General features: G+C 69.6%; 20 protein-coding genes. 15 read left to right on the top strand and 5 right to left on the bottom strand.

Features of this window, described 5'->3' with window-relative positions:
* The first annotated feature begins 103 nt into the window (after window positions 1-103).
* Window positions 104-3,118 (top strand): alpha-mannosidase, encoded by a 3,015-nt coding sequence (locus OG300_RS19335; protein ID WP_405498596.1) that lies wholly within the window; start codon window positions 104-106, stop codon window positions 3,116-3,118.
* An 87-nt stretch (window positions 3,119-3,205) separates the two neighbouring features.
* Here the strand turns inward: OG300_RS19335 and OG300_RS19330 are convergent, their stop codons facing one another.
* A complete protein-coding gene (locus OG300_RS19330; RefSeq protein WP_405497893.1) occupies window positions 3,206-4,027 on the bottom strand; it encodes an NUDIX domain-containing protein in 822 nt (273 codons plus the stop codon).
* A gap of 76 nt (window positions 4,028-4,103) precedes the next feature.
* Here OG300_RS19330 and nadA point away from each other — a divergent pair, with 76 nt between their 5' ends.
* The 3 genes from nadA to nadC are packed head-to-tail and all read left to right on the top strand — an operon-like array spanning window position 4,104 to window position 7,711.
* Window positions 4,104-5,138 carry a quinolinate synthase NadA gene (gene nadA, locus OG300_RS19325; protein WP_405497891.1) on the top strand — a complete coding sequence of 345 codons (1,035 nt, stop codon included), beginning with the start codon at window positions 4,104-4,106 and terminating at the stop codon, window positions 5,136-5,138.
* Window positions 5,139-5,169: 31 nt separating this feature from the next.
* Window positions 5,170-6,828 carry an L-aspartate oxidase gene (locus OG300_RS19320; protein WP_405497889.1) on the top strand — a complete coding sequence of 553 codons (1,659 nt, stop codon included), beginning with the start codon at window positions 5,170-5,172 and terminating at the stop codon, window positions 6,826-6,828.
* Between the two features lie 22 nt (window positions 6,829-6,850).
* Window positions 6,851-7,711 (top strand): carboxylating nicotinate-nucleotide diphosphorylase, encoded by an 861-nt coding sequence (gene nadC, locus OG300_RS19315; protein ID WP_405497887.1) that lies wholly within the window; start codon window positions 6,851-6,853, stop codon window positions 7,709-7,711.
* Between the two features lie 4 nt (window positions 7,712-7,715).
* On the opposite strand, the gene OG300_RS19310 is transcribed toward nadC, so the two are convergent.
* Complete coding sequence (locus OG300_RS19310; RefSeq protein WP_405497885.1) at window positions 7,716-8,255, bottom strand: tellurite resistance TerB family protein; 540 nt, start codon at window positions 8,253-8,255, stop codon at window positions 7,716-7,718.
* Window positions 8,256-8,384: 129 nt separating this feature from the next.
* Window positions 8,385-9,563: a winged helix DNA-binding domain-containing protein gene (locus tag OG300_RS19305; RefSeq protein ID WP_405497883.1), complete on the bottom strand. Its 1,179-nt coding sequence runs from the start codon at window positions 9,561-9,563 to the stop codon at window positions 8,385-8,387.
* Between the two features lie 142 nt (window positions 9,564-9,705).
* On the opposite strand from OG300_RS19305, the gene OG300_RS19300 reads away from it, so the two are divergent.
* Window positions 9,706-10,674, top strand: a complete 969-nt coding sequence (locus tag OG300_RS19300) for an alpha/beta hydrolase family protein (RefSeq protein WP_405497881.1) — start codon at window positions 9,706-9,708, stop codon at window positions 10,672-10,674.
* A 12-nt stretch (window positions 10,675-10,686) separates the two neighbouring features.
* Here the strand turns inward: OG300_RS19300 and OG300_RS19295 are convergent, their stop codons facing one another.
* Window positions 10,687-13,176 (bottom strand): FtsX-like permease family protein, encoded by a 2,490-nt coding sequence (locus OG300_RS19295; protein WP_405497879.1) that lies wholly within the window; start codon window positions 13,174-13,176, stop codon window positions 10,687-10,689.
* Between the two features lie 90 nt (window positions 13,177-13,266).
* Between OG300_RS19295 and OG300_RS19290 the strand changes: the two genes are divergently transcribed.
* Both OG300_RS19290 and OG300_RS19285 read left to right on the top strand, forming a co-directional pair.
* Complete coding sequence (locus tag OG300_RS19290; protein WP_405497878.1) at window positions 13,267-14,145, top strand: arylamine N-acetyltransferase; 879 nt, start codon at window positions 13,267-13,269, stop codon at window positions 14,143-14,145.
* 296 nt (window positions 14,146-14,441) lie between these two features.
* Window positions 14,442-16,022 carry a serine/threonine-protein kinase gene (locus OG300_RS19285; RefSeq protein WP_405497876.1) on the top strand — a complete coding sequence of 527 codons (1,581 nt, stop codon included), beginning with the start codon at window positions 14,442-14,444 and terminating at the stop codon, window positions 16,020-16,022.
* A gap of 92 nt (window positions 16,023-16,114) precedes the next feature.
* Here the strand turns inward: OG300_RS19285 and OG300_RS19280 are convergent, their stop codons facing one another.
* Window positions 16,115-16,966: a helix-turn-helix transcriptional regulator gene (locus OG300_RS19280; RefSeq protein WP_405497874.1), complete on the bottom strand. Its 852-nt coding sequence runs from the start codon at window positions 16,964-16,966 to the stop codon at window positions 16,115-16,117.
* Between the two features lie 148 nt (window positions 16,967-17,114).
* Here OG300_RS19280 and OG300_RS19275 point away from each other — a divergent pair, with 148 nt between their 5' ends.
* From OG300_RS19275 to hisH, 8 genes are all read left to right on the top strand, one after another.
* Window positions 17,115-17,402 (top strand): putative quinol monooxygenase, encoded by a 288-nt coding sequence (locus OG300_RS19275; protein ID WP_405497872.1) that lies wholly within the window; start codon window positions 17,115-17,117, stop codon window positions 17,400-17,402.
* 87 nt (window positions 17,403-17,489) lie between these two features.
* Window positions 17,490-17,786, top strand: a complete 297-nt coding sequence (locus OG300_RS19270; protein ID WP_405497871.1) for a DUF6412 domain-containing protein — start codon at window positions 17,490-17,492, stop codon at window positions 17,784-17,786.
* A gap of 82 nt (window positions 17,787-17,868) precedes the next feature.
* On the top strand, window positions 17,869-18,654 hold the full coding sequence (gene yidC / locus OG300_RS19265) for a membrane protein insertase YidC (protein WP_405497869.1): 786 nt from the start codon (window positions 17,869-17,871) through the stop codon (window positions 18,652-18,654).
* Between the two features lie 111 nt (window positions 18,655-18,765).
* A complete protein-coding gene (locus tag OG300_RS19260) occupies window positions 18,766-19,485 on the top strand; it encodes a DsbA family protein (protein WP_405497867.1) in 720 nt (239 codons plus the stop codon).
* A 100-nt stretch (window positions 19,486-19,585) separates the two neighbouring features.
* Window positions 19,586-20,923: a histidinol dehydrogenase gene (gene hisD / locus OG300_RS19255; protein ID WP_405497865.1), complete on the top strand. Its 1,338-nt coding sequence runs from the start codon at window positions 19,586-19,588 to the stop codon at window positions 20,921-20,923.
* The gene (locus OG300_RS19250) at window positions 20,920-22,047 is read left to right on the top strand and encodes a histidinol-phosphate transaminase (protein ID WP_405497863.1); all 1,128 of its coding nucleotides are present in this window, start codon (window positions 20,920-20,922) and stop codon (window positions 22,045-22,047) included. The genes hisD and OG300_RS19250 overlap by 4 nt, the downstream gene beginning before the upstream one ends.
* Window positions 22,044-22,661: an imidazoleglycerol-phosphate dehydratase HisB gene (hisB, locus tag OG300_RS19245; RefSeq protein WP_405497861.1), complete on the top strand. Its 618-nt coding sequence runs from the start codon at window positions 22,044-22,046 to the stop codon at window positions 22,659-22,661. The genes OG300_RS19250 and hisB overlap by 4 nt, the downstream gene beginning before the upstream one ends.
* Entirely contained in the window at window positions 22,658-23,293 is a 636-nt protein-coding gene (hisH, locus tag OG300_RS19240; protein WP_405497859.1) for an imidazole glycerol phosphate synthase subunit HisH, read from the top strand. Before hisB ends, hisH begins: the two co-directional genes overlap by 4 nt.
* Window positions 23,294-23,311: the final 18 nt, after the last annotated feature.

The following is a 23,311-nucleotide window of genomic DNA, read 5'->3' as shown; positions in this document are numbered from 1 at the left end:
CGCGCTCCGCAACCCGCTGCCGGTGGTGCCCGCGAAAACTCCCGCAGTACCGGAGAATGAGGTCGGATATCGACCTCGACTGCGGCCGATGGGAGCCACCGCGATGCACGACGACCGTCGACTGATCGAAGACCGGCTGGGGCGGGTGCTGTCCGAACGCATCGTCCCCGCGATCTATCCGGAGTCGGTGCCCATGACCGCCTCGATGTGGGTGGCCCCGGACGAACCGGTCCCGGTCGCCGAGGGATTGGCCGCGCCGCGCACGCCGGTGTCCCCGGGCGACCGGTGGGGCGCGCCGTGGGGGACCAGTTGGCTCACCGTCGAGGGGACCGTGCCCGCCGAATGGTCGGGCCGCACCGTCGAGGCGATCATCGACCTCGGCTTCGACACCGGCATGACCGGATTCCAGTGCGAGGGACTGATTTACCGGCCCGACGGGTCGCCGGTGAAGGGTCTGCATCCGCGCAGCCAGTGGGTGCGCATTGCCGCGCCCGCGATCGGCGGGGAACCCGTGCTGCTGCATGTCGAGGCGGCTTCCAATCCGTCGCTGTCGTTCTTCGGCCCGACCGGGCTCGGCGAGAAGTCCACTGCCGGAACCGATCCGCTGTATCGGCTGGGGCGCATGGATCTGGCCGTGTTCGACGAGGAGGTGTGGCAGCTGGTGCAGGACCTCGAGGTCCTCGGCGAGCTCATGCACGAGATGCCGGAGGATCCCGCCCGCCGCTACGACATCGTGCGGGCCATCGAACGCGCCCTCGACGCCATCGACCTGCGTGACGTGAACGGCAGCGCCACCGCCGCCCGCGCCTGCCTGACCCGGGTGCTCGCCGCGCCGGCCATCGGTTCCGCGCACACCGTGTCGGCGGTCGGGCACGCGCACATCGACACCGCGTGGCTGTGGCCGCTGCGCGAGACGGTCCGCAAGGTCGCGCGCACCACCGCCAATATGGCCGCCATGCTCGAGGACGAACCCGACTTCATCTACGCCATGTCGCAAGCGGCACAATACGATTTCCTCAAACAGCATCGGCCCGAGGTGTACGAGCGGGTCAAGCAGGCCGTGGCCGAGGGGCGGTTCGTGCCCGCCGGGGGCATGTGGGTCGAGTCCGACACCAATATGCCCGGCTCCGAGGCGATGGCCCGGCAGTTCGTGCACGGCAAGCGTTTCTTCCTCGAGGAATTCGGCATCGAGAACGAGGAGGCCTGGCTGCCCGACACCTTCGGGTTCGCCGCCGGGCTGCCGCAGATCATCAAGGCCGCCGGATCGAAATGGCTGCTGACACAGAAGATCTCGTGGAGTCAGATCAACCAGTTCCCGCATCACACCTTCCTGTGGGAGGGCGTCGACGGCACCCGCGTCTTCACCCACTTCCCGCCCGTCGACACCTACAACTGCTCCATGCAGGGGCGCGAGATCGCCCATGCCGCACGCAGTTTCAAGGAGAAGGGGCGGGCATCGATGTCGCTGGCCCCGACCGGCTACGGTGACGGCGGCGGCGGGACGACCCGCGAGATGATCGCCAAGGCCGCCCGCATGCGCGATCTGGAGGGCTCCCCGAAGGTGCGGTGGGATCGGCCCGCCGACTTCTTCGCCCGCGCGCAGGCCGAATACCCGGACCCGCCGGTGTGGGTGGGCGAGCTGTATCTGGAACTGCACCGCGCGACCCTCGCCAGTCAGGCGAAGACGAAACAGGGCAACCGCCGCTGTGAGCACCTGCTGCGCGAGGCCGAACTGTGGTCGGCCACCGCCGCGCTCCGCAAGGGCCTCGAGTATCCGCGCGAGCAGCTGGACCGGCTCTGGAAGACGGTGCTGCTGCACCAGTTCCACGACATCCTGCCCGGCTCCTCGATCGCCTGGGTGCATCGCGAGGCCGAGCGCACCTACGCGCTGGTCGCCGAGGAACTCACCGGGATCGCCGAGCGGGCGCGCTGGATTCTCGGCGGCGAGGAACCCGGGCCCAATCTGTTCAATCCGGCACCGCATGCGTGGCGCGGGATCGCGGCCGGAGCGGCCGGGCCGGTGGCGCGGGTCGAACCGGGTAGCGCGACCGAGCGCGCGGGCGGCGGGTTCGTGCTCGACAACGGCATGCTGCGAGTCGACGTGGACGAGCGGGGCTTGGTCGTATCGGTGCTCGACCTCGCGAGCGGTCGCGAGACCCTCGCGCCGGGCGCGACCGCCAACTTGTTGCAGCTACACCAGGATCTGCCCAACTCGTGGGATGCCTGGGACGTGGACCGGTTCTACTGCAACCGGGTCACCGATCTGACGAGCACCGAACTGCTTGCCCTGGAGAAGGATTCGTCGGGTACGCCCGTGATCCGGGTGCGGCGCAGTTTCGGAAGCTCCACCGTCGAGCAGACCCTCACCCTGCGTCCGGGCGAACCCGCCCTCGAGATCGACACCACCGTCGACTGGCACGAGACCGAGAAATTCCTCAAACTCGCCTTCCCCCTGGACATTCACGCCGACCGTTACGCCGCCGAAACCCAGTTCGGCCACCTCTACCGGCCCACCCACACCAACACCAGTTGGGAATGGGCGAAATTCGAGGCCTGCAACCACCGCTTCGTGCACCTGGCCGAACCGGGCTGGGGCATCGCACTGGTCAACGACTCCACCTACGGCCACGACCTCACCCGCGCCGTCCGCGCCGACGGCGGCACCACCACGACCCTGCGCGCCTCGCTGCTGCGCGCCCCGCGCTTCCCCGATCCGCACACCGACCACGGCGCACATCGCTTCCGCCACACCCTGATTCCCGGCGCGGCCATCGGTGACGCGGTCCGCGACGGCTACCGCATCAACCTGACCGCCCCCGCCGCCGGAGTGGCCGAAGCGGTCGAGCCCCTGTTCGCCGTCGACGACGACGCCGTGGTGACCAGCGCCGTCAAACTCGCCGACGACGGCAGCGGCGATGTGATCCTGCGCGTCTACGAATCCCACGGCGGCCGCGCCGCGGCACTGGTGGCCCCGGGCTTCCCGATCACCGGGTTCGAGGTCTGCGATCTGCTGGAGCGGCCCCTGACCGACGCGGCACACGCCGTCCGCGAGGAGGCGGGAATTCGCCTGCGCCTGAGGCCTTTCCAGCTCGTCACCCTGCGCTTCACACGAGCCTGACCCGGGCTCTCCGCCGCGGACGGACCGGCGTGCCCTCGGTTCTCCTTCGATGCGTAGGCCGAGGGCGCAACCCGGGTGGAGATCGGCTCAGGCGGGTGGGCGGAAGGTGGCGAATTCGTCGGTGACGCGGATTTCGGAGTCGGTGAAGCGGTAGACGGCGGCGGGGCGGCCGCCCGCGCGGCCGGGGGAGGCGGTCTCACCGGTCGGGGTGATCACTTTGCGGCGGGTCAGGACTCGCTGGAGGTTGGTGGTGTCCACGTCGTATCCGAGTGCGGCGCAGTAGATCTCGCGCAGGGTGGACATGGTGAAGGTATCCGACGCGAGCCCGAACGCGATATTGGTGTAGGAGAGCTTGGCGGCCAGGCGATTTCGCGCGTGCCGCACGACGGTGCCGTGGTCGAAGGACATGTCCGGCAGATCCGAGACCGGATGCCAGCGGGTGTCCGGGGGCAGTTCCGGTTCGGCGGTCAGCGGCACCAGGCCCAGATACGCCGAGGCGATGCGCCGGTCGCCGGGGACGCGGTCGGGATCGCTGAAGACCCAGACCTGCTCGAGGTGGGTCAGCTCGCGGACGTCGACCTTCTCGGCGAGCTGACGGGCCGCCGAGGTGTCGAGGTCCTCGTTCTCGCGCAGCCGGCCGCCCGGCAGCGACCAGGTGCCCTTGGCCGGGTCGAGGGCCCGCTCCCACAGCAGCACAGCCAGTTCCGTGCGTTCGCCCGGTCCGCAGCGGGGGAGCGGATCATTACCGCGTCCACGGGCCGCAATGGCGCGCCCGGATCGGCTGATCGGTGCTCCGGTACCACTTTTTTCGCGATCTCTAGCGCTCTCACCTGCACGGACGGTTTCCGGGAAGCGACGAACCTGGAACACCGCGGTGAGCGTTTCGTGGATGGTGCTACGATGGGCCACGTTTTCGATTGTAAGTCGAAAACCGGTTGTATGCGAATCGGCGAGGTTGCCGGAAGCATGAGAGAAGGAGCCAGACATGGCTGCAGGTGCGACGTTGACGCTCACCGAGCGCATCACGGACGGTCCGTCGGGGTTCAGTGGAGTCGATGCCACCCCCGAATGGGCGCAGGAGATCAAGCGGCTGGCGCGCGAGCGCAACGCCACCATCCTGGCGCACAACTACCAGCTGCCGGAGATCCAGGACATCGCCGACCACGTCGGTGACTCGCTGGCCCTGTCCCGGATCGCGGCCGAGGCGCCCGAGGACACCATCGTGTTCTGCGGCGTGCACTTCATGGCCGAGACCGCCAAGATCCTCAGCCCGGACAAGACGGTCCTCATCCCCGACCAGCGCGCGGGCTGCTCGCTGGCCGACTCCATCACCGCCGAGGATCTGCGCGCCTGGAAGGCCGAGTACCCCGACGCGATGGTCGTCTCCTACGTGAACACGACCGCGGCGGTGAAGGCGCTCACCGACATCTGCTGCACCTCGTCCAACGCCGTCGACGTGGTCGCCTCGATCGACCCCGACCGCGAGGTGCTGTTCCTGCCGGACCAGTTCCTGGGCGCGCACGTCAAGCGGATCACCGGCCGCGAGAACATGCACATCTGGATGGGCGAGTGCCACGTGCACGCGGGCATCAACGGTGACGAGCTCAACGAGCAGGCGCGCACCCACCCGGACGCGGAACTGTTCGTGCACCCCGAATGCGGTTGCGCCACTTCGGCGCTCTACCTGGCGGGCGCGGGGGAGTTCCCGGCCGACCGGGTGCACATCCTGTCCACCGGCGGCATGATCGACGCGGCGAAGGCCGCGAAGTCGAACCAGGTGCTGGTCGCCACCGAGGTCGGCATGCTGCACCAGCTGCGAAAGGCCGCCCCGGGCATCGACTTCCAGGCCGTGAACGACCGCGCCTCCTGCCAGTACATGAAGATGATCACCCCCGCGGCGCTGCTGCGCTGCCTGGTGGAGAACCGCGACGAGGTGCACGTCGACCTCGAAACCGCTGCCCTGGCCCGCAATTCGGTGCAGCGCATGATCGAGATCGGCAACCCGGGCGGCGGGGAATAGCGGTTACGCGGCCCGGAGAGGGTGATCGGCGATGAGTACATCCATATCGATCCAGTGGGAAGCCGAAGCCGACCTGGTGGTGGTCGGGGGTGGGGTGGCGGGACTGACCGCCGCCCGCACGGCGTCGCGGCATGGGCTGCGGGTGCTGACCCTCAGCAAGGGCGGCCCCAACGACACCTCGACCCAGTACGCGCAGGGCGGCATCGCCGTCGTTGCGCCGCACGGGGATTCGGTGGAATCGCATGTCGAGGACACCGTGATCGCCGGGGCGGGGCTGTGTGACGAGGCCGCCGTGCGCTCCATCGTGGAGGGCGGCCGGCACGCGGTCACGGCGCTGACCGACCTGGGCGCGGTGTTCGACCTCGGCCGCGACGGTGAGGTGTCGCGGACCCGCGAGGGCGGCCACAGCACCCGGCGCATCATCCACGCCGGTGGTGACGCCACCGGCGCGGAGGTGCAGCGGGCGCTCAACACCGCCGGGCTGCCGGTGCTGTTCGGGGCCGCGGTGCTCGACATCGTGACCGGACCCGAGGGCGTGCGCGGCGTGATCGCGGTGTCGGACCGGGGTTTCGGGATCGTGCACACGCCCGCGGTGCTGCTGGCCACGGGCGGACTCGGCCAGCTGTACGCGTGCAGCACCAATCCCTCGGGCGCGACCGCCGACGGCATCGCGCTGGCGCTGCGGGCCGGGGCCGTGATCTCCGATCTCGAGTTCCTGCAGTTCCATCCGACCGTGCTGTTCACGCCCGGCGGTCTCGGCCGCCGTCCGCTGATCAGCGAGGCGGTGCGCGGCGAGGGTGCGATCCTGGTCGACTCGGCGGGTGAATCGGTGACCGCGGGCGTGCACCCGCGCGGCGATCTGGCCCCGCGCGACGTGGTCTCCCGCGCCATCGCGGCCCGCATGCACGAGCTCGGCACCGACCACGTGTACCTCGACGGCCGCTCGATCGAGGGTTTCGCGCAACGGTTTCCGACCATCACCGCCTCCTGCCTGGCGGCGGGTATCGATCCCACGGTGGATCTGATCCCGGTCGCCCCGGCCGCGCACTACCAGTGCGGCGGCATCCTCACCGATACGGCGGGCCGCACCACGGTGCCCGGCCTCTACGCCGCCGGCGAGGTGGCCCGCACCGGACTGCACGGCGCGAATCGCCTGGCCTCCAACAGCCTGCTCGAGGGCCTGGTGGTCGGTGAGCGCGCGGGCGCGGCGGCCGCCGAACGCCAGGGCGTGTCGGCTCCGATCACCGAGGTCGGGCCGCTGCGCTTCCCGCGCGCGGATCGGAAGCTGCTGCAGGAGTTGATGTCCGAGCACGCGGCGGTGGTCCGCGACGGCGAGGGCCTGCGCGCGGCCATCCTGCGCATGGTCGGCCTGGTCGCCGACAACGCCGCCCCCGACATCACCGTCGAGTGGGCGATCGGCACTGCCGCACAACCGGATTCGGCCGCCGCGCTGATCCGTGAACTGGAGGATTCCTCGCTCACCCTCACCGCGCGGGCGCTGCTGGTCGCGGCGGCGGCACGGACCGAGAGCCGCGGCTGCCACACCCGCTCCGACCACCCGCAGCCGCGCGAGGAACAGCGCCGCAGTACCGCCGTGCGACTGGGTTCGGACGGTCGCCCCAAACTCGTCACCGAATGCGCCGACCTGGGCCCCACCTGGGCTCGCGACGTGCTGCGTTCGGCGTGCTGACATCGGAAGAAGGAGTGCAGTAATGACCCTCGACACCGGACTCGATCGCGACGAGATCGTCGCGCTCATCCGCACCGCCCTCGACGAGGATCTGCGGTACGGCCCCGACATCACCACCCTGGCCACCGTGCCCGCCGACGCGATCGCCAAGGCGGACATGGGTTCCCGGCAGCCCGGCACGGTCGCCGGACTCGACGTGGGCCTGCTGGTCCTCGACGAGGTACTGGGCGCGGGCAGCTACGAGGTGACCGGCCGGGTCGCCGACGGCACCCGGGTGCAGCCCGGCGACACCGTGCTGAGCCTGGCCGCCCCCACCCGCGGCCTGCTCACCGCCGAGCGCACCCTGCTGAACCTGGTCTGCCACCTGTCCGGCATCGCCACCGCCACCTCGGCGTGGGTGGACGCCGTCGCGGGCACCGAATGCCGAATCCGCGACAGCCGCAAGACCCTTCCGGGACTGCGCGCGCTACAGAAGTACGCGGTCCGGGTCGGCGGCGGCGTCAACCACCGCATGGGACTCGGCGACGCCGCGCTGATCAAGGACAACCACGTGGTGGCGGCGGGCTCGGTGGTGGCCGCCCTGCGCGCGGTCCGCGAGCTGAACCCCGATATCGAATGCGAGGTCGAGGTCGACAGCCTCGACCAGCTCGACGAGGTGCTCGCCGAGGACGTGGAACTGGTGCTGCTGGACAACTTCCCGCTGTGGGCCACCCAGGCGGCCGTGCAGCGCCGCAACTCTCGTTCGCCGCGCACCAAACTCGAGTCCTCCGGCGGACTTTCGCTGGACATGGCCGCCGAGTACGCGGGCACCGGCGTCGACTACCTGTCGGTCGGCGCGCTCACCCACTCGGTCACCGTGCTGGACCTCGGCCTGGATATGTGACCGGTCAGCGGCCGGGCAGGAATTCGGCGGCGTCCAGGTGCAACACCTGGCACGCCTCCGCCAGCACGGCGGTGGCGTGCGCGCCGAGCGCGCCGTCGGATTCCCCGACCGCACAACCGATCCGGACCACCTCGCCGGTCTGCTCGGGCGTCTCGAGGGCGCGGGCGATCTGCTGCATGACGTAGGCGTGCCCGAACGCCGGATCCATGATCAGCCGGGCGCAGTTGTCCTCGAACCGATCCCGCAGTTCCTCGGCGGAGTACCCGTTGAGGACCTCGTGCGCGCCGATCAACTGGGCGACCCGCATGCGCATGGCCGGATCGATCGCCCCGTCCACGGTCGCCACCACCGCGCAGATCCCCAGCGCGGCATCGCGAAAGACCTCGCCCCGCAACTCGTTTCGCACCCTCGGCGCGGGCGCGGGCTGCGGCACGTGCTGTGCGTCGGCACTGTCGTGCTCCGATCCGCTCGCGGAACCCCGCGCGCGAGCATCCCCGGCGGCCCGCGGTGCGGCAGGCGTGATCAGCGGTTTCGAGAAAGCCATGACACACACTCCGAGAGAACTCCCGGACCCGGACCCCCGCGTCCGAGGCCGGACTGTGCAAAGTAACAATGCCGACAGTAACAGTCGATTGTCCGAGCGGTCGGTGGAAACTTCCCGGCGATCATGTGATCACGCTGTGAGTTCTCGCTCGAGCGGCGTGCGGAAACGGGGGATCGGGCGGACGTCGCCGTAGAAACCGGTCAGCCGCACCGCCTCCGCCGCCAGCATTCGCTCCGCGTCCGCGCCGATGTCCTCCAACAGCCGCCAGACGATCTCGCCGTCGGAGCGTTGCGCCCAGCCGCCCACGATGCGCCCGTCGCACCAGATGGTCGGGCCCACATTGCCATTGGTGTCGAACAGTCGCGGCTGATGCTGGCCCAGGTACCAGTCGCGAGACTGCCAGCCCATCGGGGTCGGATCCAGGGCGGGCAGCAGCGCCACCCAGGGCTCCGGCGCGGGCGTGGGTTCCAGATCGTCGGCGAGCACCAGGCCGGTCGTACCGTCCAGATCCACCTCGGCGGTCTCGAGGTGCGCCAATGTCTTACGAACCTCGCCCAGCGTCCAGCCGGTCCACCATTTGATATCGCTCACCGGGGCCGGGCCGAAGGCGCGCAACCACTTCCGCACCAGCTCCGCTCGCGCCTCGTCCGCGGTGCGGGTGGGAATGCCGTCGGGAAGCCAGGATTCGACCGGCGCCCAGGTGTACTGGCTGCTCGACCAGCTGCCATTGGGTCGCCCGCGCACGATCCGCCCCTCGCACCCCATCGTCACCAGCACCCAGGTGGTGATGTTGGTCGGCTTCGAATACGGCTTGCCCGGTGCGGTATCCACCTGGGTCCGCAGCCGCGGCACCTCCTTGCCCAGCTGCGCCCCGGTCGCGGCCCCGCGCGCCAGCAGCGCCGCATGCGTCTCGGCCTCGACCTCGTTCCACCAGGTGAGAATGTTCCCGTCCACCGCCCCCGCCTGTTCGAGGTAGCGCCCATAGGTCCTGCGCTGCTTGTGCGCCAGCGCGTCCGCGCACGACCCCTGCAACGCGGGCACGGTCTCGATCGGGGACACGAACATGGTGCGCCGCATGGCCAGCATCCGCAGCAGCGTCCGCTCCTCGTAGATCGCCTTCTCGATGTGCCCCGGCGTGATCCCGTCACCCCGCGCCGCCACCGAGAGAAAAACGGTCGCCGGATCGGTGGCATGCAGCACCACCATCGACCGCGCCACCTCCTCGACCGCGGCGGCCCGCTCGGCCACCGCCAGCCGATGCCGCACCCCGACCCGAGCCCGCCGCTCCTCGACACTCATCGAACGCATGGTCGAATCCTAGCCGCACCCAACGAAGATCAAGGAGCTCTCACCGTTCGAATCCGGGCGAATTTTCACGGCGGCAGCTCCTTGATCTTGATCGCGGCGCGGGTACCCGGGGTGACGGCGGGGCCGTGGGAGGATGCGGGGCGTGGACGGTCGGTGGAGGGTTGCGCGGATGGTCGGTGCGGTGGCGGGAATCGTCGCCGCGACCCTGGTCGGGATGCCGCAGAGCGCGGCGGATCCGGGCGGGGTGTCCATGCGGGCCGTGACGCTCACCGTCGACGGGGAGACCGCGACCGGACGGGTGTACGAGCCGGACGGCGGGGCGCGCGGGCTGATCGTGGCGGTGCACGGGCACGCCGGAAGTGCTTCGGATTTCCCCGATTACATGAGTTCCATCGTGCGCGCCACCGGTGCGGCGCTGGTGACGATGGATCAGCGTTCCGACACCGGCGTGTGGCGCACGGGGGAGTGGAACGTGTGGGCCGGCTGGCGCGACACCCTCGCGGCCACCCAGTGGTATCGCGGTGAGCATCCCGGAATCGGGCCGACCGTGCTGTGGGGTTGGAGTCAGGGCGGGGTGACCAGCGGGCTCGCGGCCGCCTACGCGCCGCCGGGCACCTACGACTACTGGGTCGACACCTTCGGGCACGCGGGCGATATCACCGCCTGGCTCGAATCCGGGCTCGCCGGACCGCAACTCACCGCCGAGATCGAACGCGACGCGGGCGGCTGCACGCCGCTCACCTGCCCGCAGGCGTATCTGGACCGATCGCCGGTGGTGATGGCCAACCGCATCGACGTGCGGCAGGCGATCCTGCTGCACGGCACCGCCGATCCGCTCGTCCCCTACACCCAGTCGCTGGAGATGCGGACCGCGCTCACCCTGGCCGGGAAGCCGGTCTCGATGTACACGGTGGTCAGCGGCCGCGATCTGGGCGGCAACGTGGTGCCCGGCGATCACGGCATCAACCCGGTGTTCTTCGAATCCGGCTGTGCCGTGCAGCGACTGCTGCTCGGCACCGAACCGCTCGGCGGGCACGACTACCTCGTCGACGTGGCCCACAATATCGACACCGCGCCCCCGGCCCCGCCGAACGCCAAGTGCGCGGCCTGATTTCGGGCAGTCCTAGTCGGCGCTGACGGCGTCCACGATATTGAGCCGGGCCGCGCGCACCGCCGGTGGAATCGAACCCAGCAGGCTCAAAGCCAGTGCGGCGAGCGTGAATACGGCCAGCAGCGGACCCGGCCGGAACTTCACGTCGATACCCATCAGGTCGGTGGCCAGCAGCGAGTACAGGAACTGGTTGCCCAGCCCGAACAGCACACCCAGCGCCGCGCCCATCACCCCGATGCCCGCCGCCTCGGCCAGCACCATGCGCAGCGCGAACCGGCGACTCGACCCGACCGCGCGCAGAATGCCCAGCTCCCTGCGTCTTTCGAGTAATGCCAGGGTCAGTGTGTTGAGCAGCGACATGGCCGCGATCACCGCGACGATCACCAGCATGATCCGCGACAGCACCAGGCCCTGCTGCATGGCCTGACTGACGCCGTCCAGCGCCGCCTGCCCGGAGTAGACGTGCACACCGGGCGGCACCACCTCCTTGATCGCCGAAAGCACCTGGCGCGGATCGGCTCCGGGCGCGTCCTGGATCTGCAATGTGGTGGCCCCGGCGCGCGCGAACCAGTCCCGCATGAGCGTCAGGCTGATCGCGGCGGTACCGGTCAGCGCCGAGAAGTAGGAGACGGTCTTCAGTACACGGGTGCGCTTCTCCCCGCTCGGCGTCTGCACGGTCAGTTCGTCACCGGTCGAAACCCGCAGGCTGCGAGCCAGATCCCGGGACAGCACCACGCCCTCACCGGCCAGCAGCCGCCGCGCGGTGTCACCGTCGAGGGAACGGAACATGGAGTAGTCGCTGCCCGGCTCGACCCCGTACATCAGGGCTTTGGTGCCCGCCAGGGTGGCGAAGGCCAACTGGCCCTGCACGATCGAGCCCACACCGGGCACCGCCGCCACCTTCGCCGCGACCTCCGGCGGCAGCAGCGTGGTCGGCACCATGTCCTCCGGGGTGACGCTGACCCAGCCGTCGTTGTCTGCGATGGAGGCGAAAGTGTCACGCGCCGAACGCACCGCGTCGGCGTTCGCGCCGGTGATGGTGATCGTCATGCTGACCGCGATGGTGACCGTCATCAAGGTCGCCCACACCCGCCGCGGCGCGCGATCGATGTTCACCCCGGCGAGCACCCCGGCCGGACCCAGCCGCCGCGCCACCATCCCGGCCACCCGCACGATCGGCCCGGTCGCCGCGAAGGCCAGGGCGACTTCCGCCGCGAACGCGCAACCCAGCGCGGCAGCGGCGAACAACCCCAGATGCAGCCGCGCCACCACCACGGTGGCGACCGCCAGCCCGGTGCCGAGTGCACCCGCCCCGATCAGCAGCCGCCGCGACACCACATCCGCCTGCGACGCCCCGACCGGTGCCAGCGCCTCCACCGGCGACACCCGGTACACCTGCCGTGCCGCCACCGCGGAGGCCGCCACGTTCGTGCACACCGCCGCGGCCACCGCCACCGGGATCGCGTACCAGGGCAGCAGGTATTCCAGGCGCGCGTCCGTCATCTGCGTGAACGCGCCCGGCAGCAGGCTGATCGCGTAGCGGCCCACCAGAACTCCGATGCCGCCGCCGATCACCCCGCCGATCAAACCCAGCACCGTCGCCTCGGCCAGCACGTCGCGCACGATGGTCTGCCGCTGCCCGCCCAGCGCCCGCAGCATCGAGATCACCGGCCGCCGCCCGGCCAGCGCCATGCTCATGGTGTTGTAGATGAGGAACGCCGCCACCACGAACGCGATCGCCGCGCCCATGGACGCCATGAACCGCAGCATCAGGATGCCGTTGCCGGTCTGCGCGGCCCGCAGACTCGGCGTGCCGACCAGCGCCCGTCCCGCGACGGCCTCGATGACATCCGAACTCAGCTGCGCGGCATCGGTATTCGGCTTCGCCACGATCAGCACCGAATCCAGCTGCCCCACCCGGTTGGTGATGCGCTGCGCCAGCGGCAGCGGCGCGAGCAGGTAGTGGCCGCCGTTGATGGACGCGAGCTGCTTGCCGTCCAGCACGGCCGCGATGGTGATCCGCGCCGGACCCAGCTGCACCACTTGACCTTTGGTGAAGCCCGCGCCCGGCCCGGCCAGCACCCCGTTGGGCACGCTGAGCAGATCGGTCAGTTCGCCGCCCTGCACCGCGCCCTTCAGATTGCTGTCCAGCGCGGCACTGGAACCGTCCACGCCCAGCACCAGCAACCGGTTGTCGTCGGGGCCGACCGAGTCGCGCAGCATCGGCACCGCCGCGGCCACCCCGGGTACCGCCGCCACCGTGGCCGCGACCTCCTGCGGGAACCCGGCATCGGTGACACCGGAGACCTCGAGGGCGGCGTTGCCCGCGAGCCCCTGCGACAACTTGGCCACGGAACCGGTCAGCGAGCCCGAGATGCCGATGACCGCGACCAGGAACGCCGCCGACACCGCCATCACCAGAATCGACGCCGCGGTCCGCCCCCAGTGCGTCGTGAACTCGCGAATATTGAACAGCCGCAGGCGGTCCAGCAGCGCGATCATGAATTCAGGCTAGGCGGCGTCGGGTCCGCCGGAACAGTTTCGGGACGAATAGGGTTGATCAGGCCGATCGGTATTCGACAGGAGGCACGGATGAGCAACCCGCAGGACCCCTCGTACAGCTGGCAGGGTGAGGAAATCGACCTCGACGCCTACCTCGACCGCATCGGGTTCACCGGCGAACGCGTGCCCACCCTGGCCACCCTGCGCGAGCTGGTGCGGGCGCACACCACCAGCATCCCGTTCGAGAACCTGGAGATCATCCTCGGCCGGGGCGTGCCCCTCGATCTGGAGGGCTTGCAGGACAAGCTGATTCGCCGCCGTCGCGGCGGCTACTGTTACGAGAACATCACCCTGTTCGCGGCCGTGCTCGAGCGCCTCGGGTTCGAGTTCACCGGCATGTCCGGGCGGGTCACCATGGGCGCGACCGCGCTGCGTCCCGCCACCCACTCGCTGCTGCGGGTGCTACCCGCGGACGACGATCGGGCCTGGCTGGTCGACGTCGGCTTCGGCTCCGGCCCGCTGGAACCGATCGAGCTGACCCCGGATCGCGGCGAATTCACCGTCGGCGCATGGCGTTTCCGCCTCGAACGCGAGCCGGACCCGATCGGCGGCGAGTTGTGGACGCTGTACCAGTTCGGCCGCCTCGGTTGGGTCGACCGCTACACCTTCACCGTGCTCCCGCAGTACCGCATCGATTACGCGGTCGGCAATCACTTCGTATCCACCTCGCCGCGTTCACCGTTCACCATGCGGCCGTTCGTGCAGCGCTTCCACCCGGATTCGCATCATCAGCTCGACGGTCTCACCTGGACCACTTCCTACCCGGACGGCACCGGTGAGGTCCGGGTGCTCGAGCCCGCCGAATTGCCCAAGGTGCTCGCGGAGGTGTTCGACATCGACCTGGACGCGGCCGATGCGGCCGAGCTGACCCGGGCCGAATGGCCCGCGGCGAGCAACGCCGATGCCTGAGGGGTGCGAAAACCGCCGGAGTTAGCTGCGGGCGGGTCGTGAGACGGAGCAAACACACACCAAACCGCACGGTCTATGTGCGGTCATATACGGCCTGCTAGCAGGCAATTCAGCTGATCGGTCACGTGGTGGTCGCGACAGTGCGGCGTAGATCTCACCGAGATATCACTCATATCTCACGCTGACGTCGGCCAGACGCCGTGCGACCGCTACACTCGTGCGGGGAAACGCGCGGGCAACCGCACTGTCACAGTCGTCTCGGAGAACTTCGGAGTAGTGCCATCGAAACCGGCCAAGTGATCGCAGGGCACTACCGCCTGGTCGAACGGATTGGTAGCGGCGGCACTGGTGTCGTCTGGCGAGCCGTGGATCAGCGGCTCGAACGATCCGTGGCGATCAAACAGATCATCACCCAGCCGTCCCTGTCGGATGCCGACAAGGACATCGTGAAGCAGCGTGCCGCGCGAGAAGCGCGCAACGCGGCTCGATTCCAGCACCCCAACGCCATCGTCGTATTCGACATCACCGAGCACGAGGGCGACCCGTGCTTGATCATGGAATACCTGCCGTCGCAGAGTCTCGCGGTGGTGCTGTCCGCTCAGGGCACGCTGCCACTGCCACAGGTGGCCCGCATCGGCGAACAGGTGGCGTCCGCGCTCATCGCCGCCCATCGGGCCGGGATCGTGCACCGCGACGTCAAGCCGGGCAACATCCTGCTCGGTGACAACGGCGCGGTGAAGATCACCGACTTCGGCATCGCCAAGTCCAAGGGCGACGTCACGTTGACGGCCACCGGGCTCATCTCCGGCACCGCCGCCTACCTCGCTCCCGAGGTGGCCCGCGGCGCGGAACCCACCCCGGCCGCCGACGTCTTCGCCCTGGGCGCCACCCTCTTTCACTCGCTCGAGGGTGAACCGCCCTACGGCACCAACCCGAATCCGCTGGCGCTGCTGTACGCGGCCGCCAACGGACAGATCAGCGAACCGCGCAATGCCGGGCCGCTCTCGGATCTGCTGCTGAGCCTGCTCAGCTTCGAGCCGGAGGACCGGCCGAGCATGACCGACGTGCGCGACATCATGGCCGAGTTCGCCGAACTCGGACCGGATGCCGAGGCCACCCGGGTGCTGGCCGCCCGTCGCTCGAGCAACAACACGCCGCCGCCCAGCGCTCCGGCGCGCAACTCCAACCGCGCGGCCACCCGGCAGATGGATCGCCGCGGCTCGGAGAACGCGGACATCCCGACCGGGGCCATGACTGCGGCCATGCTGGAGACGCCGCCCCCGCGCCGGGCCGCCGGAGGTCCGCCCACCCGCTCCACCCCCGCACCCCAATTCGACGGGGACACAGGCGGATCCAAGCGCAAGTTCGTCTGGATCGGTCTGGTCGCGGCCGTGGTCGTGGCGGCCGGTGTGGCATTCGGGCTGATGCAGGGCGGTGGTGGCAGCACCAGCGGCCAGCCCAACGGCGACACCTCGTCGGTGAAGGCGTCCACCTCGGCGTCCGCCGGAAAGCCCACCACCTCGTTGGGCCAGACCAAGAGCGCCGGCTCGGTCGGCGTCGGCGACGCGGCGGGCATGATCGAGACCTTCTACAACGACCTGGTCGGCTCCAACCCGGCCGACGCCTGGTCGCTGCTCACCCCGGCCGCCCAGCAGGTGTACGGCAACCAGCAGGCGTTCGTCAGCTTCTGGAGCGCCAACCCGGTCACCCGGTACTCGACCATCACCGGAGCGCACGGCAACGGCAGCACCAATGCCGATGGCTCCGTGGACATGTCGGTCGCCAACGTGACCTACGGGCAGAAGAGCAAGTCGGTCAACCTGCGGGTCATCGACGCCGGGAACGGCAACCTGCAGATCGACAGCGACACCCGCTAGTACCGCTTCACGCGCTGAATCGATTGCGCCGCACCGGATCACCGGTGCGGCGCGATTGCGTTGCGGGGCTCGATGATCCGCGGTTTCGGGGACTAGTGATCCGCGGTCGACGGTGCCGACAGGCTGGCCAGCAGTTGCAGGGCGTCCGCGCTCGGCGAGCCGGGCTCGACATGATGCGCGACCAGGGCCTGATCGGGATCATCGGGCAGGCGCAGGGTTTCGAAGCCCAGCTCCAGGCGGCCCACCACCGGATGCCGGTAGATGTGGCGGCCGTGGGTTTTGTCCTTGAGCTCGTGCCGCTGCCACAGGGCGGCGAATTCCGGGCTCTCGGCGTTCATTTCGTCGATCAGGGCGGCGATGCGCGGATCACCCGGATTGCGGGCGGCGTCCAGGCGCAGATAGGCCACCGTATCGGAGGCCTTGTCGTCCCAGTCCTCGTAGAGATCCTTCGCGCCCTCGTCGAGGAACACCAGGTGCAGGAAGTCGCGCTGTTCCGGCGGCAGCGCGCCGAAATCGGTGATCAGGTTGGCGGCCAGTCGATTCCAGGCCAGCACCCGCACCCCGCGCCCGACGATGTAGGCGGGCACGTCGTGGGCGGCGTCCAGCAACCGTTGCAGTCCCGGCCGCACCAGCTGCTCGGCGGGCGGCTCCTCGCCCGACCACGGTCGCGCCAGCCGGTAGAAGTGTTCGCGCTCAACGGTATTCAGGCGCAGCGCCCGCGCCACCGCGTCCAGCACCGACTCCGAGAACTGCAGGCTGCGCCCCTGCTCCAGGCGCACATAGTGATCCACGCTCACCCCGGCCAGCAGGGCGAGCTCCTCGCGGCGCAGGCCCGGCACCCGGCGGCGCGCACCGTGATCGATCAGGCCCACCTCGTCCGGACGCAGCCGGGCCCGGCGGGAGCGCAGGAATTCGCCGAGTTCGGCACGTCGATCCAGAGTCATGGCCCCAGTATCCAAGATTCGCCCGGCGCAGCCTGGTCCTGCGCTGCCCAGGCTCACGCCGCACTGGTTGGCGTGCCCGCGCGCGACGATCGTGATGGACAGCGCCGGAACCGCTCCGGCCGAGCATGTCCCATCGCCTGGAGGAATCATGTCCCTGCACGTCGTCGCCGAACTCCGGGCCGCCGCCGGTCACGAGGATCGCCTGCGGACCGCCCTGGAATCGATGATCGAACCGTCGCTCTCGGAGCCGGGTTGCCGCTCCTGCCAGCCGTTCTCCAACCCCAACGAGCCCGGCCACATGGTCGTGGTGGAGGAGTGGGACGGACCGGACGCGCTGGAGAACCACTTCGCGACCGACCACTTCCGGCACATCGCCGGGGTGCTGGAGAGCATCGTCGCGGAGCCGATCGTCATCCGGCGGCTCGTCGCGGAGTGACAGCCGGGCGCACCGGTATGCGGCCTCGCGAATGCTCGCGGGGCCGCCGCCGTGTCGGAAACCGCCGATCCGGGTAGTGTCGAGCCCATGGTCACCCGGATCCGATCGACAGCGCTGCTGGTGTGCGCGCTGATCGTGTCCGTCTTCGCCGTGCTGTATCTGACTGCGGTCACCCCGGATTCGCTGCTGGTGCTGGGTGCCGCCGCCCTGGTCGCCTTCACCGCCTCGCTGCTGTCGGCGCGTGGGCCGCTGCTGGTGCTCACCGGCAACTCCGGTCCGCCGGAATCGGCCGGGCGTCGCCGTCGCGGCGCGTTCCTGCGCCAGAGTCACCCCGATACCGCCGGTCGTCCGCGTCCGCGCGCCCCGGGAACCGTTGCGGCCTGACCGTTTCCGGTCGGGTCTTCCGCTGCCCTGAAATCCCTTTCGCCCGCTCTGTCGCGCGGGCGTTCTCGCAGTGAGGTTCCCCATGCTCGATTTCATCTATTACCCGGTGTCCGCGGTGCTGTGGGTGTGGCACACCGCCTTCGCGGCACTGCTCGGCGCGAGCAGCGGCCTGGCCTGGGTGCTGGCCATCGTGTTCCTGGTCATGACGCTGCGGGCATTGCTGTTCCGCCCGTTCATGGCCCAGCTGAAGTTCTCCCGCGCGCTGACCGAGATGCAGCCGAAGATGCAGGAGATCAAGAAGAAGCACGCCGGTGACCGTGAGAAGCAGGCCGCGGCGATCCAGCAGCTACAGGCGGATGCCGGGGTCAATATCCTCACCGGATTCCTGCCGATCATCGGTCAGACGGTGGTCTTCATCGGGCTGTATCACGTGCTGCGGTCGTTCAAGGACCCGAACGTCGCCAACTACGTGTTCTCCACCGGTCAGGTGCAATCCTTCCTGCACGCAAAGTTTTTCGGCGCACCGCTGACCGCGACCCTCAGCACCGCCGGTTCGTCGTTCGGTACCGTTGCGGCCGTGGCGATTCCGCTGATGGTCATCGCCGCCATCTCCACCCACTTCACCGCCCGTGCCGCGATCTCCCGGCAGCAGCCGCCCGCGGACGGGGCTGCCGGACAGCAGGCCCGCATCATGAACATGTTGTCGCAGTGGGTGTTTCCGGTCGGCGTGCTGATGTTCGGCCCGGTCATGCCGGTCGCGATCCTGCTGTATTTCGTCACCCAGAACGCATGGACCTTCGCGCAGCAACATCTGGTCGCCAGCCGCTTCCCGCAGCCGCAACCACGGGCGGACACCGTCAAACCGTGATGTGCCCCCGGCCACACGGCGGGGTACCGGCGGGCTCCGGGTCAGTCAGCAATATCATGGCTACCTGATGGGCCTGTCTCGCCGTGTGTCCGGAAGGAAGCGTGTTCGACGATGAATCGCAGCAGCCGCAAGGTCTCCGGAGCGAGCGGCTCACGCCGCCTGCTCAACCCCGTCAGCGTGGGCGCGGTCATCCTGATCCTGGTGCTGGCCGGGGTGGTCATCGCCAACTCGGTGCACAAGCACAATGACAAGAAGCAGACCGCCGAGGCCGTCGCACCGCCCGCGGTCTTCACCCCCGACGGGCGTCTGCACTTCGGTAGCGGGGGACCGCTGGTCACCGTCACCACCGACTTCCAGTGCCCGATCTGCCATCAGTTCGAGGTCACCACCGGGCCCACCCTCACGGAAATGCTGGCCGCGGGCACGATTTCGGTCGACTACGACACCGTCGCGGTCCTCGACGGGCTGTCCGAGGACCGCTACTCCTCCCGGTCCGCCAACGCGAGCGTCTGCGTGGCCGTCGCGAACAAGAGCGCCTGGCCCGACTTCAGCAAACGACTCTTCGACGCGCAGCCCGCCGAGAACGGGCCCGGCCTCACCGACGACAAGCTGATCCAGATCGCCGGGGACGCCGGAGTCACCGGTGCGGACGTCGCGGACTGCGTGCACTCGAGCCGCTATGCCGGGTTCGTCGCCTATCACAGTCAACAGGCCATCACCGCCGGTCTGACCCATGTTCCGGTGATCAAGGTCGGCGACACCACGCTACAGAACCTCGGCCCTGACGCGCTGCGGGCCGCGGTCGCGCAGGCCAGCCCGGCCGCGAAGTAAAGCGCTGGCGGTCACCGGATAGGCTGGTAGCCGGTCACACGGCAGTTACGGCTGCCCGCGGACCCCTCGAATTCCGCACAGACAAGGACTGCACACTGCTATGACCAGCCGCATCGAGCTCGCCCGCGAAGACCTGCGCGGACGTACTCCCACTGCTGCCGAACTGCGCGCGGCACTGCCGCGTGGAGGCGTCGACGTGGACTCGGTGCTGCATCATGTGCGGCCCGTCGTGGAGGCGATCCGCGATCGGGGCGTCGAGGCCGCGCAGGAGTACAGCGAGAAGTTCGACGGAGTGCGGCCCGCCGTGGTGCGCGTGCCCGCCGCCGAACTGGAACGTGCTCTCGCCGAACTGGATCCGGCCGTGCGCGCCGCCCTCGAGGTCGCCATCGAACGCACCCGCAAGGTGCACGACGATCAGCGCCGCACCGACAAGGTCACCCAGGTGGTGCCCGGCGGCACCGTCACCGAACGCTGGGTGCCGGTCGAGCGGGTCGGGCTCTACGTGCCCGGCGGCAATGCCGTCTACCCGTCCTCGGTCGTCATGAACGTGGTGCCCGCACAGGCCGCCGGCGTCGACTCGCTGGTCGTCGCCTCGCCCCCGCAGGCGCAGTTCGACGGGCTGCCGCACCCGACCATCCTGGCCGCCGCGCAGCTGCTCGGCGTCACCGAGGTGTGGGCGGTCGGCGGCGCGCAGGCCGTGGCGCTGCTGTCCTACGGCGGCATCGACACCGACGGCGCGCAGCTGGAACCGGTCGACATGATCACCGGACCCGGCAATATCTACGTGACCGCCGCCAAGCGGCTGTGCCGCGGCCTGGTCGGCATCGACGCCGAGGCCGGGCCCACCGAGATCGCCATCCTCGCCGACGCCACCGCCGACCCGGTGCACGTGGCCGCCGACCTGATCTCGCAGGCCGAACACGATGTGCTGGCCGCCAGCGTGCTGGTCACCGACAGCGTGGAACTGGCCGACGCGGTGGATGCCGCCCTGACCGCGCAGATGGCCGTGGTCAAGCACCACGACCGCGTCGCGGAAGCGCTGTCGGGCAAGCAGTCCGGCACCGTGCTCGTCGACGACATCGCGCAGGGGCTGCGGGTGGTCAACGCCTACGCGGCCGAGCACCTCGAGATCCAGACCGCCGACGCCGCCGCCGTGGCCGCCCAGGTGCGTTCCGCCGGAGCGGTTTTCGTCGGCGCGTGGTCGCCGGTGTCGCTGGGCGACTACTGCGCGGGATCCAACCACGTGCTGCCCACCGCCGGATGTGCCCGGCACTCCTCGGGTTTGAGCGTGCAGACGTTCCTGCGCGGCATCCACGTGGTCGAGTACTCCGAGGCCGCCCTGAAGGACGTTGCGGGACACGTTGTGGCACTGGCCAATGCGGAGGACCTGCCCGCACACGGGCAGGCCGTGCAGGCGCGATTCGGAGAACTGCGGTGAGCGCTGTGACTGTCCCCGGATCGAATATTTCCCTGGATGACCTGCCGCTGCGCGACAACCTGCGCGGCAAGAGCCCTTACGGCGCACCGCAATTGACGGTGCCCGTGCAGCTCAACACCAACGAGAACCCGCACCCGCCGAGCCGGGCGCTGGTCGACGACGTCGCCGAATCCGTGCGCGCGGCCGCCGCCGACCTGCACCGCTACCCGGACCGCGACGCCGTCGCGCTGCGCACCGAGCTGGCCGAATACCTGACCCGCCAGACCGGTGTCGCGGTGGACGTCGCGAACGTGTGGGCCGCCAACGGTTCCAACGAGATCCTGCAGCAGCTGCTGCAGGCCTTCGGCGGACCCGGCCGCAGCGCACTGGGTTTCGTGCCCTCGTACTCGATGCACCCGATCATCTCCGAGGGCATCGACACCGAGTGGATCGAGGCCAAGCGCAACGGCGACTTCTCCCTCGACATCGACTACGCGGTGCTGGTGGTCGGCGAGAAGCAGCCCGACGTGGTCTTCGTGACCAGCCCCAACAACCCGACCGGGCACAGCATCCCGCTCGCGGATCTGGAGCGCATCCTCGACGCCGCGCCCGGCATCGTGGTGGTCGACGAGGCGTACGGGGAGTTCTCCGCCGCGCCCAGCGCCATCACGCTGATCGATGCGTACCCGACCAAGCTGGTGGTCAGCCGCACCATGTCCAAGGCGTTCGCCTTCGCGGGCGGCCGCCTCGGCTACCTGGTGGCCGCGCCCGCCGTCATCGACGCCATGCTGCTGGTGCGCCTGCCCTACCACCTGTCCGTGGTGACGCAGGCCGCCGCGCGCGCCGCCCTGCGGCACGCCGACGAAACCCTCGGCAGCGTCGCGGAATTGGCGGCGCAGCGTGATCGGGTGATGGCCGCGCTCACCGAGCAGGGCTACGACGTCATTCCGTCGGACGCCAACTTCGTGCTCTTCGGCCGCTTCACCGACGCGCCGCGGGCCTGGCAGCACTACCTCGACGAGGGCGTGCTCATCCGCGACGTCGGCATCCCCGGCTACCTGCGCACCACCATCGGCCTGGCCGCCGAGAACGACGAATTCCTGCGCGTCAGCGCGAAACTGGCGTCCGAGGAGCTGACCCGATGACCGACCGCATCGCTCGTATCGAGCGCACCACCCGCGAATCCAGCATCACGGTGGAGCTCAACCTCGACGGCTCCGGCAAGACCGACATCTCCACCGGTGTCCCGTTCTACGACCACATGCTGACCGCGTTCGGCCAGCACGGCAGCTTCGACCTGACCGTGCAGGCCAAGGGCGACATCGAGATCGAGGCCCACCACACCGTCGAGGACACCGCCATCGTCATCGGTCAGGCGCTGGGTCAGGCGCTCGGCGACAAGAAGGGCATCCGCCGCTTCGGCGACTGCTTCATTCCGATGGACGAGACCCTCGCGCACGCGGTCGTCGACGTCTCGGGCCGCCCGTACTGCGTGCACACCGGCGAGCCGGAACACATGCTGCACACCATCATTCCGAGCGTGGCGCCGACCGCGTCCTACTCGACGGTCATCAACCGCCACGTCTTCGAGTCGATCGCCCTCAACGCCCGCATCGCCCTGCACGTGCGGGTGCTCTACGGCCGCGACCAGCACCACATCACCGAGGCCGAATTCAAGGCTGTCGCACGGGCTCTGCGCGCCGCGGTCGAATACGACCCGCGGGTGTCCGGCATCCCCTCCACCAAGGGTTCGCTATGACCAAGAAGATCGCCCTGCTGGACTACGGTTCCGGCAACCTGCACTCCGCGAGCCGCGCGCTGGCCCGCACCGGTGCCGAGGTCACCATCACCGCCGACCCCGAGATCGCCCTGAACGCGGACGGTCTCGTGGTCCCCGGCGTCGGCGCGTACGCGGCCTGCATGGCCGGGCTGCTGGCGGTGCGCGGTGAGCGCATCATCGGCAAGCGCCTCGCGGGCGGCCGCCCGATCCTCGGCATCTGCGTCGGCATGCAGATCCTCTTCGAGCGCGGCGTCGAATTCGGCGTCGAGACCGAAGGCTGCGGCGAATGGCCCGGCGTGGTGGAACGTCTGGACGCGCCGATCCTCCCGCACATGGGCTGGAACACGGTGAAAACCCCCGACGACAGCGTGCTGTTCGCGGGCATGGACGCCGACACCCGCTTCTACTTCGTCCACTCCTACGCCGCCCAGCACTGGACCTGGACCGACGACGGCTCCCACCTGGCCCCCGCCAAACTCACCTGGGCCGAACACGGCGTCCCGTTCCTGGCCGCCGTCGAGAACGGCCCCCTGAGCGCCACCCAGTTCCACCCGGAGAAATCCGGCGACGCCGGAGCCCACCTCCTGCGCAACTGGATCGACTCCCTCTGACCCCCGAAACCCCCGCTC

The organism is Nocardia sp. NBC_00511, assembly GCF_045161165.1.
Lineage (GTDB): Bacteria > Actinomycetota > Actinomycetes > Mycobacteriales > Mycobacteriaceae > Nocardia.
The sequence above is the reverse complement of the archived record's forward strand: the minus strand, read 5'-3'. Positions and strand labels throughout refer to the sequence as shown.